Genomic DNA, 14,347 nt, shown 5'->3' with positions numbered 1-14,347 from the left:
CCCCACAGCATTCGAGGCGGACCCGCGCCTTGGCACGAGCCTGCCTCGAATGGTGGAGATTTTGTGGTGCAGATTTGGGGTGGGGACGTACGGTCAGTAGCCGCACCAGCCGCCGCCGCGACCGTAGCCACGGCCCCAGCCGCGACCCCAGCCGCCCCAGCCGCCGCGGCCTCCACGGCCGTAACCGCCGTAGCCGCCGTAGCCGCCACCGTATCCGCCGTACCCGCCGTAGCCTCCGTAGCCTCCGAAACGGCCCCGGTCACCACGGCTGAAGATGCTGCGTGCGTTCATCTTCGCCTCCTTGGGAGGTTGCTGTTGCCGCTCCTTGCTCCTGACTGCGGCACCTTCGACACTACGACGCCCCTCAACTACCAACAAGTCGAACAAGGGACCAATAGGACGAAACTTGCTAAATATCGGGATTTTTCAGAGTGTTGCCGGACATAACTCTCTGGCGCATCAGCCCGATACAGCGCACCGGCGGCCCGCCGCGGGGGCGGCCCGCACCCGTTCCGCACCCGCCCGGCCTTGCCGCGTCCGGCCGCAGCAGAACCCTTCCGTGACTGGGCGTCCGTTCGGCCCACGGGCGTGCATATGCCGTTCGCCTATGCATGTGCGCGCCGCCCGGAGTCCGCGGCGAGGCCTCGGACCAACCCGGCCCGCGCACCGGCATTCTGGCGGCCCGGGAGCTCCGGGAAGTGCCGGCCACGCCCCGGCAGGCACAGGCCCTGAACCCCCGGTCCGATTCGCCACATCAGCACACACCGTTCCGGACCCGCCGAACAACTCACCTGCCGGTGAAGGAACTTGGGCGGACCGGGCAGGCGTCGACGCGGGCCGCCACAGGAGCGGACCGGGCATCGGCGCGGGCGGCCGGGGCGGCCACGAGCGTGTCGCGCGCCGTGCAGCTGGATCCCGGCACAGAGAAACCGGTCGTGGCGGCGGTGGCCGGAGCCCCGGCGGATGGGGCGGCGCGAGGCACCCCCACCCCCGGGGGCGGGAGACCGTGCCCGCACCGCGGCGACGGGAGGGAACACGGGATGTGCCTCGTCGTGCACTCAGGGTGGATACGACCGAGTACCGGAGTGCCGGAGGGCCGGGGGCCGGGGGCCGGGGGCCGGGGGCCGGGGGCCGAGAGTGAGCGCCCGCCCGACCGCGGACGACCAGAGCCCCGATCGCACATGCGATCGGGGCTCTGTCACACCTTGGTCGTCCGCTCCCGACCCGACGGGGCCCGGGAGACGCTTCCCAGCGTGTCTCGCGAATCCGACGCTGTCGCGGGTGCATCCTTGCTCCAGCAGTCCGGAACGTTCCTGCACTGCGACCGCCTCGGTGGGGCGGGTGGGACTCGAACCCACGGCCGACGGATTATGAGTCCCCTGTCAGGGGCCTCCCCCTCGTGTCGCCTCGTGCTGTGCAGTGCAAGACGTGCTGGTCAGTGCACCGTTCCAATCTGAGCACACTCCCCCTCGTGTCAGCTCGTGTCGCCCCGTGTCGGCTCGTTACGTGCCGTTCGGCCGAGCAATGGCCGAGCAGAACCCTGCCGCCACCTGCGGAAACGCACCGCCGTCGCGACACCTTCGAAGCTACTCGGCCACGGGTGCAACGTCGCCCCTCCGGGCCCTCGGAACCAGGCCGGCCGCCCGCTCCGCGATCTCCTGGTCGACCTCTTTCAGCAACGACGTGTAGGTGTCCGAAGCGAGCTGAATCGTTGAATGCCGCAACGTCTCCTTCACCGCGTGCATGTCGCCACCACCACCGTGGATGAGGGTGGCCGCGCAGTGGCGCAGGTCCCGCAGGTTGATCGGGGGCAGACCGGCCCGCCGATAGATCCGCCGGAACTCCTCGGACACCTTTTCCGGGTGCAGCCACGACCCGTCGATGTCCACGAACTCCTTCCCTGTCTCCACCCAGTCCGCGGTGTCCAGACCCTGCGCCCGCTCCAGTGCCGCCCGCTCGTTCCACTCCTCCCTCTCCCGGGCCTTACGGACGCGGTGCTCCCGCAGCACGGCCACGTTCAGCGAGTCCAGCGCGATCGTCGCTGCCGACCCGTCCGTCTTCGGCGTGTCCTCGAAGACCTCCCAGTTGTCGACCACCAGCTCCGCCGCAATGGTGATGGCACCGTTCTCCAGGTCCGTGTTCACCGAGTCGTGCCCCACCCCCTCACCACGGCGCAGCCCCCGGAAAGCGATCAGGTGGTAGAACGCGTAAAGCCTCGACTCCTCGGCGACGTCCAGGAATCGCCCGATCTGGGTCGGCGTCCACACCATGACCGCACTCGGCCGCTCACCGGTCTTCTGCCAGTGCTCCACGTGGCGGTCCACCCACAGGACGGCCTTCGGCCGCTTGCCGCTCGCCAGCTCCACCCACTGAGCGGCATTGAACGTGATGTGCTGCCGCCGGATTGCCGCATTGAGCGCCATGCGCAGCGTCGCCCTGATGCGCTGCTTCGTCGCCGGCCCCGTGATGAGCCGGTAGGGCGGCATCGCCGCCAGATTCTCCCGCTCAACCGCGAGACGCGCGGACTCCGCAGCCGGGGGCCTCGACGACTTCCCCCACTTCGCTCGTCGCTCCTGCTCTCGTCGCGCCGCGTTCTCGGCGGCGATGGACTCGTTCCGCTCGTCGATCGAGTCGAAGAACGCCTGGCAGTGGGCGACGTTGAGCCGGTCCAGCCGGTAGTGCCCCAGCCCTGGTAGCAAGTGGACGCGGATGTGGGAGCGGTACCCAGAGGTCGTCGTTCTCTTGGTCTTCTTCGAGTCGACCCAGGTCTGGAGCCACTCCCCCACGGTCATGGACTGGTCCATCGGCACACCGCCGGCCAGGCGCCGCTTCACGTCCTCCGTGCTCGGGATGGGCTCCCGGTCCCGCATGACCGCCATCAGCAGGTCGCTGACCCTGCGGGCGGCGTCCTCGTCGTCACCCGCCAGATCCAGGATGGCGCGCACGCGGCCCAGGTCAGTCTCCGCATCCCCCACCGTGGCGTACCCGGTGCGCCGGAACCGGCGACGAGCCGCCTTGTCTCCAGGCGGCAACTCCTGATGCAGCTCGTGGTTCCCGTGGTTCCGCTTGGACAGCTTCGGGCACTTCGAGCCGAGGCGTTTCCCGTCCTCCCCTCGGCACTCACATCTCTTGTTGATACCGCCAGCACGCCGTGCTCCGGGCATGACGAATTCCCCTCCGTCGTGACGTGACAGGGCGCAGCGCGCCCGCGGGTACGGGCAGTCCCGGCCTGGGCTCTAGGCCTGCCGGTCCAGTCCGGTGAGCGGCGGGAGGGTCAAGCCCCGCCGGACAATCTCGTCGCGGAGCTCGTGGAGCTCCTGGGTCAGTTCGTCGGCGACCTCGCGGGCCGCCCCAGCCTCCGGCCCGCCGGGCTCGCCCTGCCACCGGTAGTCCGAGATCGCCTGTTCCCAGATCCCCTTATAAAGGCGGCGGATCTGGGTCTCCAGGCTCCGGTGCTTCCGCAGGAGGGTCAGCGCCCACTCGCTGGAAACGGGCTCGCCGTTCCACCAGTCCGCAGCTTCCAGAGGCGAGACCATGCGGCCGGGGAGGTGCTCGGCCGCATCGGCGTAGCCGACAGGGAACACGAGTGCCGTCGGCGCCACCTGCAGCGCCTCCGCGAGAACGCTGACCTCGGCAACGGTGACGTTGCCGCGCCTGCCGTTCTCAATGTTGGAGATCACCGTCCGGGGCAGGTTCGCACCCAGCCGGTCACAGGCGTCCGCGAGCTGCTGCGCGCTCATCCCCTGAGCCTGGCGGTGACGGCGCACCTCCTGCGCAATGGTCCTGCTGACACGCGCCGACCAATCCGGTTGCTCCATGCTGACCCAAAGTACACACGATGTTGTGCTGTAACAACCCATGTCGTACAGTGCGCAAAGACGACCCAGATATGTGCTACACACGCCAGGAGCTGAGCCGAAATGACTCAAACGGCTGTCGCTGATCGCTCGGAAATGACGACGAGGGAACTCCTCGACCTCCCTCCGACGACCGACCTCGAAACGGCCGGGCGCGCCTTCGGGATCGGACGCACGACCGCCTACCAGCTCGCCCGGGCTGGCGACTTCCCGTGCCGAGTCGTCCGCGCCGGGCGTCTCTTCCGCGTCGTGACCGCCGACATGCTCCGCGTGCTCCAGGTCCCCGGCGCCGAGGACGCTGCGCCCGCCCCGAGCTGACCTGTCAGATCGGGGCGGTGCATGGCAGCGAACACGACCGACGCGTAGACGAGCGCGAGCACGATTGCTGCGGTGATGAGCGCTCGACGGCGTGCCCGCTCGGCTCTGACTTCATCTTCGCCTCGGTCCGTCTTCTCCACCGCGGCGCCGGGACCAGTCAGCATCGCCGCGACTCCGGGTAGGTCTGGTGCGGCGGCGGTTTGCCTGGGCACGCCACCTTGTGCACCAGGACTAACCCACCCGAGCCGGACGCCCCGAAGATCGGCACCTCTTTGGCCTGCCCGAGCGTCACCGGCCTCTGGCAGTAGTCACACAGCATCGGCCAGCCCTCCGTCCACTAGCGACCGGGGCAGACACCCCCGACAAGGAGCCGAAGGCCTCCGGATCCTCGGCCATCAACAGCAGCAGCCGGGCCACCGGGGGCAGGGTCAGCAGGTCCACCACGCTGTCCTTGACCGGCTGGGACAGGACTTTCCCCCCGAGGCCGTATGCCTTGGTGACGACGTCGTTCAGCGGCCCAGGAGGAGCATCGGCGAACTCCCCCCGGACCACGTCCATCAACCCCCGCACGTGGCTGGCCAGGGCGTTCCGCAGCCGCTCCAACTGGGCAAGAGGCACGTCTACCCCATCGGCCAAGGCGCTGATCGCCGCAGAGTCAGCCTCGGCGCAGTCCTGCCGGATCGCCGCCCTATCCATGGGACACCGACCGGTACCGGCCCACCGTCACGGCCTGAGACACGGCCGCAGGAGAGCACAGCTCACCGGCGGAATCCATCTGCACGGACCAGTACACCCGCGTCTCGTGGGCAGCGGCCACACCAGGGCGCGGCACGCCCAGCTCCGACCCCTTCCCCAGGCACAAGGTGTCCGGAACATCCCATCGCAGTGCCGCGCTGGCCGGGACCAGTGCGTAATACAGGGCTGCGTACCGATCACAGATCACGGGGCCGTTCATCAGTACGTCCGCGAGGTACCGATCCAGGTCCCCCTGGTCCTCGCTCCCAGCCGCGGCCTGGACAACGGCGGACGACATCCGCACGGCCGCGAACAGCGCCCCACAAGGCAGCATCGCGAAGCGGCGCTCGCGCCACTCCTCGCGCACGCGCTGCCGATCCGGCACCGTCGATAACAGCCAGTGCTCAACGGCAAGGCGCCGTTCGGCTCCAGTGGTCAGGGTGGTCACGGCTTTCCCTTCTTCGGGCAGGTGAGACAGGACCGGGGGAACCAGCGGACGCGGTGCCCGCACACCTCGCGCACGCGCTCCCCGAGGTCACGAAGGGCACCGACACGAAGACTGGCCCCGCAGAACACGCAATGCACCCCGCGCTGCTGATGCGTGGACAGGGACTCCACATCCGGCAGGTCCACGTCCGAAGACTCGAGCGTCGTCATGCGAAAGCCGAGACAGGAAGGCGCATCGGGCCGCCCGGTCCGAACGCCGCACCAAGGACCACCGGATCGGTCAAAGCGCCGGAACCGTCCGGCTTCTCCAGCCACCCCAGGCCGTTCATGTAGCAGTCCGCCGGTGGGCAGAGCAGTTGCCAGGGCGCAGTCCGCACGGTGATGGCCCGCATGTCGGCCAACTCCACGTCCGCGCCGAGCGGGACCAGCCACCAGGCAAGGTCAGCCGCCGGGTGGACGAGGACCGGGCCAAGCCGGCGGGAGCCGACCCGCTGCATCGCCTCCACCGACCGCAGCAGGTTGGCCTCAGCGGCCAACCAGCAGCGGCCAACAGGAATCGGGGCAAGCTCATCGCCCGCCCAACGTCGTTGTGCACGTACGGGATCCGGGGCAAATGAGGCAAGCCACCTAGTGCCCGAATTGCGTGTCCGTGGGGCCATGACCTGCACGGTATGGAGAGGCATTGCAGTCGCGCTCGCCGATTGCGCGAGATTGCAGACGGCCTCTCACCGATTGAGGCCCGTTGCTACGAGAGGTCCAACGAGGCCCTCGCCCGACCGATCAGACGGCGGGCCTGCTGTCCGTAGACCGCCGCTTCTTCCATCCATGCCCATGCCCGCTCGTACAGGGCGATGTTCTCCTCGTCGTCCAGCCACAGCTCCACGTTGATCGTCTCAACGACGACGAGCCGCCGGTCGTAGATCCAGAACCCGTGTGTGGGCGGGCGGCGCAACTGCGCGCCGAACGGGACGATGCCCAGCTCGACGGTGTCCAGACCAATCAAGCCCACAAGCCGCTCCAACTGGCCGACCATCACCTCTCGCGGGCAGGTAAGCACGTAGAGCGCCGCCTCCCACACCAGGAACCGGAACCGCCGGCCCGGCTTGTACAAGTCTTCCTGACGCCGTATGCGGGCCCTCACGGCATCCTCGATGTCCCGGGGGATTTGCCGGAACGCAGAGTTCGCCTCGAAAACATGGCGGGCATAATCTGCCGTCTGGAACACCCCAGGAAGACGGGAGACCTCCAGACCCCGGATCGTCTCGGTGGCCGCGCTCTCTGTCACACCCAGCTCTTGCCGGGCCCGGTGGCCGCCGGCGAGCTGCCGTCGCCACGAACGGTATTGCGTCTCCAGCCCTGCCAGACGGCCTTTCAGTTCCCCTGTGAGGTCCTCGCGGCCCGCCGCCTGAGCCCATGCCGCAATGTCCGCGGCGGATGGAGTCTGCTTGCCGTTCTCCAGGCGCGACACCTTGGAGCGCTGCCACCCAAGCACGGCAGCGATTCCCTTGCCGTCGAGACCAGCCTCGGTACGCAGCTCACGGAGTCGCACACCGAGGTTGATCCGAGCAGATTGAAAGTCCGTGCTCACACTGTGGAACGTACCGCCCCGGCGAAGTCGACGGTACGGATTGCGTGATGCCATGCCTTATCGCGCGCCTGGCAGGCCGCGAGCACTTCTGTCGGGTCCTCGGAAATCACGACCCCCACGGTCGTGTCGTCCCCATCAAAGACGAACCGCATCAGGACGCGGGAGTCGAACAGCCAGAAGTCCCAATCCGGCAGGCCCAACCGAACCGCATCAGCACGCTGCAGGTTCCGGATGTCTTCCCCGGCCGCAACGTTGCTCGGTGCCGTAGTCAGCAGGAACCGCTGCCCCTCAGTCGGAGGGTCATCGACCAGCCGGACTCGCTCGAATCGCCGCCCCTCTTCCGTCGCCGTCTGGACGTTGAGCCGCCATTCATCGAACGCCTCGGCGGCGACGTCCTGGCCGTCCAACCAGCGCTGCCACTTAGTGCTGTTGCGGTCGGAGCCGTATCCCCTCCGTGTCTCCAGCCGCCAAGCCGTGTGCTTGAACTCCCGAAACAGGTGGGACGCCTCGGCGAAGGGAATGACCTCCGGCGCGGACTTCACAGTGGGAGCGAATCGGGTGAGCAGGTCACGCGGCACGACGACGAATGTCTCCGACTCCTTCACGTCACGCAGCATCGCGAGATGCTCCGGGTCGGCAACCCTGTCCCCCTGCACCAGCACGTCGCTGGTCCCCTCGACCTCGTAAAGGGTCGGGCAGTCTCCTCCGTCGCTCGTCGTGCCAATGAACCGCAGTGTCATCTCTGCCTCCGTCAGTCTCCGGGGTGTACCGACGACCAGGATGCGCCGAATGGCGATCAGCCACGCTGAGATTGCGGCAGATTGCCACCGCACCAGAGCTGTTGTCGGTTGCGCGCAATCGCCGGGAACTGTCTGTCACACGCTGCCCTTACCGTTGTGCCATGCCATCCCGCTCCCGGTGTCACGACCTGCTGCGACCTGCTGCTGCAAGGATCAACGCCCGGATCCGCCAACTGATAGACGAGGAGCACGACCAGGAGCACCGCGCCGCGGAGTACGGGCGCCTCCTGCTCCAGTGGGCCGATGTCACCCGTACCGGCGATCTCTACCCGGCCGTGTAGCCAGCGGCCGGACACTCTGTCCGTCGAGACTCTGCCACTCGGATGGCCAGGGTGTGCCGCAGCCAGGCACACGGGCCTGACCGGTACGATCCCACCCCGTGGCAATCGAACTGAGTGACGAACTGGTCGAGCTGGAAAAGGCGGCCTGGGCCGAGCAGCAGGAGCACCGGCTGACGGTGGAGACAGCGGCCCGCGTACAGGCAGCGATCACCGCCCACGCTGAAGCGACCGGGCAAAGTCGCTATGAGGTCGAGATGGAGCTCAAGCGCGTCGTCCGACACCCCGAGGGCTCGTGACTCGCGGCCAGTAGCCGCCTATCGCATTCCAGGGCCGAAGTAGCAAAACGTCCGGGGTGGGACTGCGTGCCCACCAGTCGACAGCGCCCCGCCTGGGTTCCACGCCAGCGGGGCACCGTCTGCCCAAGCAGCGCAGAAGCGATGGATGCAAAGGACGCTGTCACGATATCGACGGCCTCCGACACCGGACCCGACCAGGCTCGGGCAAGGACATCCAGACCGGAATGACCACGCCGAACAAAAGATCACCCGGCGTGTCCACGACTCACGTCCCCTCGTCTTCTGCCTCCCAGAAAAGCGTATCCCTATCCGAGCCCATGTCAGGGAACGGCCAAAGGGCACGAATCGCGTCAACTCTCCCCACACGCGCAGGCATCGATTCGACGCGAAGGTAGGCGCCAAGGGCGGCGATGGCGTCGGCGCAGAGATACATCCTGTCGACCCGTCGGTCTTCCCAGGTTCGCGTATCGCCAACAGGTGAGAACGGCATGAAGAAGGTAGCCTCCCGAACCCGGTCGCGAAGGGCGGCGTCTGGAACACGCTGCATCAAGACTTGTATGTTCAGCACACGCTCATGAAGCTGCTGGCTGCGCGTCTCGCTGTCAGGGCCGGCCCGGCGAGCGTCGCGCTGAATCTCGAACAGCTCAGTAAGAGCTGCCTCCACAGCCACTGACGCACGCACCTGGCGCCGTTCCTCACGTGCATGAGCTGCCTGCTGCCGTTGAGCCGCGACGGCGGACCAGATAGAAAGTGCCCCTCCGACTCCGGTACCCACCAGGCCGAATGCCGCCCCCACCCACACCGATGTTTCCATGCAATCATCCTGGCCGACGATTGGCACCTGCGAGCGAGATCGCCCGCCCCCGGAGCCGTGGGGGCGGGTGATCCGTCATGAGGCCGCGGCCGGTGCGGCGTGTCCGGTGCTGGTCAGTTGCCGGCGCGGTCGTTGAGTGCCTCGGTGACCGCGTCCCGGATCTTCTGCTTCAGCACCCCGTTGGTGTTCTCGTGGATCTCGCCGAGGACCTGGTCCTGCTTCCCGAGACGTGTCATCAGAGCAGCAGCCCCGAGCACCGGACCGATCAGTGCGACGTACTCCGCGGTGACCTCCCCCGCGATAGCCAGGGCGACGTATCCGGCTACCGAAATCGCGACGACCGCGATCTGATACACGAGCTGAACCGATTTGTCGTTCATGGGTCGAAGGTCACTTCCAGTAGAGGATCTGCGCCTGGCCGGACACCAGGTCGTGTGTGGCCGCGTCGCCGAAGACCGCGTACTCGACGCCGAGGGATGCCCCCTCGTCGACATGCCCGCCCCCGTTGGTGACGTCCACGAAGGTGTCCCCGACTGTCCCCTGGCGTTCGATGATCTGGCCGGCTTTGGTGCGCTTGTCGCCCTTGGTCTCGTAGAAACGGATCTGCACCGTCACCTCGACGCCGACCCCAGCCAAGCGCAGAGTCACCGTGCCGGAGTAGTCCGCGGGACCTGTGACGAGCGGGCCGGCCAGCGGCACGGGCAGCCACTCGTCGGCCGGTCGTCCCACTGCCTTCGTCACTACGGGGTTTACTCGCGTGGGCATGTCGTCCTCCTGTGTCGGGTCCCAGCTCGCTGGGTGCGTCAACCGCTCCGCGACGTCCTCGCGGAGTCCGGGCATGGTGAAACCGATCGGGTCGACCTTGTCCCTCGACCACTCCCTGTGGCCGATGGCCGACTTGCCCTCCACGCCCCACTCGTCGCCCTTCGCGCGGTGGGCGCGGATCATGGCGGCCTGGGTGCGCACGATCGCGTCGTACTGGACAGCGGGCCAAGGGTCGTCGCCGTCGCCGAGGTTCTCGCACTCCCAGCCGTAGAAATGCCGGTTGCCGTCGACACCGTCGACGTTGCCCAAAGTGGGCGGGGAGGGCCGGACGCCGTAGGACTCGTCGATCACCTGGTCCAAGACGTGGGGGCAGCCCCCGCCCGCGTGGTTGGTGCGGCCGTAGCCGACCAGGTGCACCCGGCCGTCCTTGGCGATCATCCCGTCGCACAACGGGCCTGGAAGGTCCTCGTATCCGGCCCGGACGATCTCGACGGTAGCCGCGGTCCCGGACGTCACCGTGTGGTGGACGATCGATCCGTAGACCGGCCCCCAGGGGCCCTTGTGGTTGCGGTTGTGGGTGCGCCAGTCCCCGACTTGCACCACCGTCACGCCCTCGGCACGCAGCGCCTGCAACAGCTCATCGGCTGTCAGTGGGGTGGCCATCACGCACGCGCCTCTGCTGGAGCAGGGCCCTCGTACCCGGACAGCCTCCGGGCGGTCACGTCAGGCACGCCGGCTGCGATCAGCGCGTCGTAGTCCTCGCGCTTGCGTTCGTCTTCCTCGGCCTGGATGGCGGCGATGTGTGCCTCGTTGGCTGCGTTCAGCTCGTTGATCCGGGCCTGGTACTCGGCCTCGGTGACGAGGTGGCCCGGACTCGTCAGGGTCGGCTCGCCGGTCGTCGATTCGATACGACCACTGGAACCGTCGTCGTACAGCACCCAGTACGTCACGGGCTCCACGACCGGGAGGTCGCCACCCAGTTCGGTTTCAGGCATGGGACTCCTTAGAGGCTGATCATCAGCACGCGGATGTTGACCTGGATGCGGTTGTACGTAGCGCCGCCCGTCCCGCGGTCGAACGTCACATCGAGGGGAATGGCCACGGTCGCGCCGGGGCCCAGGAGGCTGGCGTTGTGGAACGTCTTCGTGGTCTGCACGTGGACGTCCGTGTTCACCGAGGACCCGGAGTTCCGGATGTAAAACATCTCGTCGGTGTCCTGGCCGTATCCGGCTCCGGCGCCGGCTGGGAGGTTGAAGTCCACGTCCGTCTCGCGCCACACGATGAGCAGCGCGGGGCGACACAGGTCGGGGTTCGTCACGTCTGTGCTGAACGTGGCGCCGGGCTCGTCGAACCCTGGCGGCACCGTCACGTTGTTGTAATTGCGCTCTTCGAAGAACGACCTGAACGAGGTCTGTCCGCGGGGCTCGCCCCGGAGTACGCCGTCGGTGCCGCACACGACCACGCCGCCGCTGGTGTCCGGGGCGCACGGGTAAGGCCACGTTCCCGTCGCGACGGCCAGTGGGGCGCCGGCCGACCCGTCGCCGGTCAGGCCGCAGCCGGCGGTTACCGCTCCGCCAGTGGCTGCGGGGACGTACAGGCCGTCGTCAGCTCCGACGACCAGGTTGTTGCCCGCGTCGGTCGACAGGTGCGCGCTGACGACGCCGGTCGCAGGGTCGTAGGCCGTGCCGGGGCCGGCCGAGATGCACGACCGAACGTCGTCACACGAGACCGGGGCAGCCGTCGTACTGATGACCCCGGTCGCAGGGTCGTAGGCCACTCCGGGGCCGGCCGAGATGCACGACCGAACGTCGTCACACGGCACCTCGGCCGCCGCCGCGCTGACGACGTAGGGGTTGGCCGCACTACCGTTGCCCTCGACTGTGACACCGGCGCCAGCCGCGACGGTGCAGGTGCACCCGGAGCTGCCGCATCCACATCGGGCCAAGAGAACCATCTCCGCATGTCGGAGTTCTTCGCCCGGCCCAAAACCAGCAACAACCGGGAGTCTAGAGCAGGGGACCCGTGTCCGGACGTGTCCGGACGTGTCCGGACAAGCCACGGAGACCGGCGGACAGCCGCCGGACACCCACGATCAGCCCGGGGGCTGACCTGCTTGGACACTGTCCGGACAGGTGTCAGCCGTAGAGCTCGATAACGACCAGCCCGCCGCCGCCGTCCGATCCGTCCTGGGCCGATCCGTTGATGGACACGCTGCCGCCTGCCCCACCGCCCCACCCGCGCGACGTGGTTCCCGGGCCGTTGGTCGCGCGCCCGTAGCCGCCATGGCCGAGGTGCGACGCGCCTCCCATTCCCGCGAGACCGGACGTACCGCTCAGGCGGAGCGCCCCTTCTCCCGGACCGCCGCCTTGGGCGAGTTGCCCAGACCCGCCGAAAGGTCCAGGGATGCCGCTGGCGGTCGTCATGCCGGTGCCTGTCGTCATGCTCGCGGTCCCGCCGTCACCACCGGTGCCCACCACGAGGCCGCCGAAGGAGGAGTTGCCGCCCGCGACACCGGGCTGGTTTCCAGTACCGCCAGCGCCGCCCGCTCCGACCACGATGGTCTCGACAGCGCCCAGCAGCGCGACATCGATCAGCGAACTGGACCAGCCGCCGCCCGCACCGCCGGGACGGAAAATCGCCTCCCCCGGATCGGAGTCGGCGCCTCCCGAACCACCACCCGCCCCCTGCGCCTGGACCCGCACGCGGGCCAGCCACGGATAGTCGGCTTTCTCGAACTGATAGGTGCCCGGTGAGCCGAACGTGACGATGTCACGCAGCCCCATGGTGCCCGGGACCAGACACAATTCGCCCTCGTCGTTCACGACGAAGTACTCCCCGCACGCGCATACTGCGGCCGTCGGACTCACCCCACAACTACGTAGTGCGCCCGGCCCAGAACCAGCGGCCTTACGAGGTTAGCTCCGCTTCGTCGGCTGCGGCGTTGCCGTCAGGTGGACAGCGATGCCTGCCCCGGCCGGCACGGCAGGCAGGAGGCCGAGGCCGAGGATTGCCTGGGTGCGCCACACTCGCACCGTCACCTGCGTCGGCGTCGCTCCCTCGAGCACGACAGTGAGCGTCGACACCCCGTCGGGAGCCGCATCAACGGGAAGCGCACCGACAACCGGTGCCGCATCAAGCGGTGTCGCGTATGCCCAGGTCGCACGGCCGTCCTGCCCTGTAGTGACTACCGCAGCAACCGGAGCTCGGCCTGCCGGACCTGCCGGACCCGGCGGACCCGGACGCCCCTCCTTCCCTTGGGGCCCTACCGGACCAGGACGCGGCCTCTGGTTCTCAACCGACCGGGTACGCCGGTCCAGGTCACGCAGCACACCGGTCAGAGGGCTGTCGACCGACCGCCTCGCCGAGGACCCGCGGAGCGCCATGTCAGGCTCCTGCCGGTGTGAGCTGCACAGTGACGCGCTCGCCGTCGGCGTCTCCAACAACCTTCATCCCGACGATCTTCAGACTCTGCGAGATGTTCCGGCACGTCGCCGTGGTGGTGACGTCCACGCACCAGCCAGGCACCAGGGAAGGGATGTCGATCGCTGCTTCGGGCGAAAGGGTTGTCTGCTGGGAGTCGATGAACACCGGGGCCGGGGAACTCGCCCGCAGACGGGACCGGGCGGCCAGGGTCGCGGACGCCCCGTCCAGCACTGAGGTCTCCTCGACGGAGCGCTCCAGCAGCCCGTAGTACGGGTGGATGCCGCCTGCCTCGCCCTTCACGTCGTCCTTGCCGTGGATCACCCAGCGGGTAGCCAGCGCGAGACCGTCCTCGACGATGACCAGGCCATCGGGGAAGTCCGCGTCAGTCAGCGATCCGACGCGGCCGCAATACTCCTCGGGCATGAGCAGGATCCGCGAGCCAACCGCGGTGTAGTCGAGCCCCGTCTCGGCCAAGTCCCTCAAGTGGTCGCCGGTCTGGCCGACATCCTTCTCGTACTCGCGATCACCACGGATACGGGTCGGGGCAATGACCTCGACACTGTGTCCGGGGTCGTCCGGGGCGAACCCGTCCTCGATCAGCCACAGCGCGATCTTCGCCAGCTCCTCACCGGTGAACCGGATGCTGGCGTGCGGAACCCGCCTGTCGAGCCACGCCAGGATGTCCGCAGCCTGGATCTCCACCGTGCCGTCTGCGTTCCACTCTGGCGAGAGGATCGGCCCCTCCCAACAGGGCTGACCGTCGCGGTAGATGGCGAGCCGGTGCCGCCATGAGCGGACTCGCGCGAGCTGAGCGCAGCAGTCCCCGTCCGGCTGCACAAGGATCTTGGCTGTCGAGATGTCGTCGAGCACTCGGGCCCACTCCACGGAGAGCAGGACGTCAGCGTTAGCGACGACGGCGCCGTCGCGGTCGATGATGCGAGCGGTATGCGATCCGCAGCCCACTGGCATAGGGGCGCACTCCTCGTGTCAAGGTGCGCCCGGCCCAGAACCAGCGGCGTCGTC

18 protein-coding genes are annotated in these 14,347 nt (G+C 68.2%); 3 read left to right on the top strand and 15 right to left on the bottom strand.

Annotated elements, in window-relative coordinates; all coding sequences use genetic code 11:
- Positions 1-93: 93 nt before the first annotated feature.
- From ACFVXE_RS08675 to ACFVXE_RS08665, 3 genes are all read right to left on the bottom strand, one after another.
- A complete protein-coding gene (locus tag ACFVXE_RS08675) occupies positions 94-291 on the bottom strand; it encodes a hypothetical protein (RefSeq protein ID WP_389670285.1) in 198 nt (65 codons plus the stop codon).
- A gap of 1,295 nt (positions 292-1,586) precedes the next feature.
- A complete protein-coding gene (gene xerC, locus ACFVXE_RS08670; protein ID WP_389670284.1) occupies positions 1,587-3,164 on the bottom strand; it encodes a tyrosine recombinase XerC in 1,578 nt (525 codons plus the stop codon).
- A 72-nt stretch (positions 3,165-3,236) separates the two neighbouring features.
- Positions 3,237-3,818: a helix-turn-helix domain-containing protein gene (locus ACFVXE_RS08665; protein ID WP_389670283.1), complete on the bottom strand. Its 582-nt coding sequence runs from the start codon at positions 3,816-3,818 to the stop codon at positions 3,237-3,239.
- Positions 3,819-3,953: 135 nt separating this feature from the next.
- Here ACFVXE_RS08665 and ACFVXE_RS08660 point away from each other — a divergent pair, with 135 nt between their 5' ends.
- Positions 3,954-4,175: a DNA-binding protein gene (locus ACFVXE_RS08660; protein ID WP_389670282.1), complete on the top strand. Its 222-nt coding sequence runs from the start codon at positions 3,954-3,956 to the stop codon at positions 4,173-4,175.
- A 288-nt stretch (positions 4,176-4,463) separates the two neighbouring features.
- Here ACFVXE_RS08660 and ACFVXE_RS08655 read toward each other — a convergent pair whose 3' ends face one another.
- The 5 genes from ACFVXE_RS08655 to ACFVXE_RS08635 form a co-directional block, all read right to left on the bottom strand.
- Positions 4,464-4,793, bottom strand: coding sequence for a hypothetical protein (locus ACFVXE_RS08655; RefSeq protein ID WP_389670281.1), 330 nt, complete (start codon positions 4,791-4,793; stop codon positions 4,464-4,466).
- A 70-nt stretch (positions 4,794-4,863) separates the two neighbouring features.
- Positions 4,864-5,358, bottom strand: coding sequence for a hypothetical protein (locus ACFVXE_RS08650; RefSeq protein ID WP_389670280.1), 495 nt, complete (start codon positions 5,356-5,358; stop codon positions 4,864-4,866).
- Between the two features lie 205 nt (positions 5,359-5,563).
- The gene (locus ACFVXE_RS08645; protein ID WP_389670279.1) at positions 5,564-5,893 is read right to left on the bottom strand and encodes a hypothetical protein; all 330 of its coding nucleotides are present in this window, start codon (positions 5,891-5,893) and stop codon (positions 5,564-5,566) included.
- Positions 5,894-6,102: 209 nt separating this feature from the next.
- Positions 6,103-6,945, bottom strand: a complete 843-nt coding sequence (locus ACFVXE_RS08640; protein WP_389670278.1) for a helix-turn-helix domain-containing protein — start codon at positions 6,943-6,945, stop codon at positions 6,103-6,105.
- Positions 6,942-7,685: a DUF6879 family protein gene (locus ACFVXE_RS08635; RefSeq protein ID WP_389670277.1), complete on the bottom strand. Its 744-nt coding sequence runs from the start codon at positions 7,683-7,685 to the stop codon at positions 6,942-6,944. The genes ACFVXE_RS08640 and ACFVXE_RS08635 overlap by 4 nt, the downstream gene beginning before the upstream one ends.
- Positions 7,686-7,846: 161 nt before the next feature.
- Here ACFVXE_RS08635 and ACFVXE_RS08630 point away from each other — a divergent pair, with 161 nt between their 5' ends.
- Positions 7,847-8,026, top strand: coding sequence for a hypothetical protein (locus ACFVXE_RS08630; protein WP_389670276.1), 180 nt, complete (start codon positions 7,847-7,849; stop codon positions 8,024-8,026).
- Between the two features lie 98 nt (positions 8,027-8,124).
- On the top strand, positions 8,125-8,322 hold the full coding sequence (locus ACFVXE_RS08625) for a hypothetical protein (RefSeq protein ID WP_389670275.1): 198 nt from the start codon (positions 8,125-8,127) through the stop codon (positions 8,320-8,322).
- A 265-nt stretch (positions 8,323-8,587) separates the two neighbouring features.
- Here the strand turns inward: ACFVXE_RS08625 and ACFVXE_RS08620 are convergent, their stop codons facing one another.
- The 7 genes from ACFVXE_RS08620 to ACFVXE_RS08590 all read right to left on the bottom strand — a co-directional run bounded on the left by ACFVXE_RS08620 (position 8,588) and on the right by ACFVXE_RS08590 (position 14,293).
- The gene (locus tag ACFVXE_RS08620; protein ID WP_389670274.1) at positions 8,588-9,136 is read right to left on the bottom strand and encodes a hypothetical protein; all 549 of its coding nucleotides are present in this window, start codon (positions 9,134-9,136) and stop codon (positions 8,588-8,590) included.
- A 113-nt stretch (positions 9,137-9,249) separates the two neighbouring features.
- On the bottom strand, positions 9,250-9,516 hold the full coding sequence (locus ACFVXE_RS08615; RefSeq protein ID WP_389670273.1) for a hypothetical protein: 267 nt from the start codon (positions 9,514-9,516) through the stop codon (positions 9,250-9,252).
- Positions 9,517-9,526: 10 nt separating this feature from the next.
- Positions 9,527-10,564, bottom strand: a complete 1,038-nt coding sequence (locus ACFVXE_RS08610) for an N-acetylmuramoyl-L-alanine amidase (protein ID WP_389670272.1) — start codon at positions 10,562-10,564, stop codon at positions 9,527-9,529.
- Positions 10,564-10,896 (bottom strand): hypothetical protein, encoded by a 333-nt coding sequence (locus ACFVXE_RS08605; protein WP_389670271.1) that lies wholly within the window; start codon positions 10,894-10,896, stop codon positions 10,564-10,566. Before ACFVXE_RS08605 ends, ACFVXE_RS08610 begins: the two co-directional genes overlap by 1 nt.
- 8 nt (positions 10,897-10,904) lie before the next feature.
- Positions 10,905-11,678: a hypothetical protein gene (locus tag ACFVXE_RS08600; protein ID WP_389670270.1), complete on the bottom strand. Its 774-nt coding sequence runs from the start codon at positions 11,676-11,678 to the stop codon at positions 10,905-10,907.
- Between the two features lie 358 nt (positions 11,679-12,036).
- Positions 12,037-12,723, bottom strand: a complete 687-nt coding sequence (locus ACFVXE_RS08595) for a hypothetical protein (protein WP_389670269.1) — start codon at positions 12,721-12,723, stop codon at positions 12,037-12,039.
- Between the two features lie 562 nt (positions 12,724-13,285).
- On the bottom strand, positions 13,286-14,293 hold the full coding sequence (locus ACFVXE_RS08590) for a hypothetical protein (RefSeq protein WP_389670268.1): 1,008 nt from the start codon (positions 14,291-14,293) through the stop codon (positions 13,286-13,288).
- Between the last annotated feature and the right edge of the window lie 54 nt (positions 14,294-14,347).

The organism is Streptomyces sp. NPDC058231 (genome assembly GCF_042882275.1).
In the GTDB taxonomy this organism is placed as follows: Bacteria; Actinomycetota; Actinomycetes; order Streptomycetales; family Streptomycetaceae; genus Streptomyces.
The sequence above is the reverse complement of the archived record's forward strand: the minus strand, read 5'-3'. Positions and strand labels throughout refer to the sequence as shown.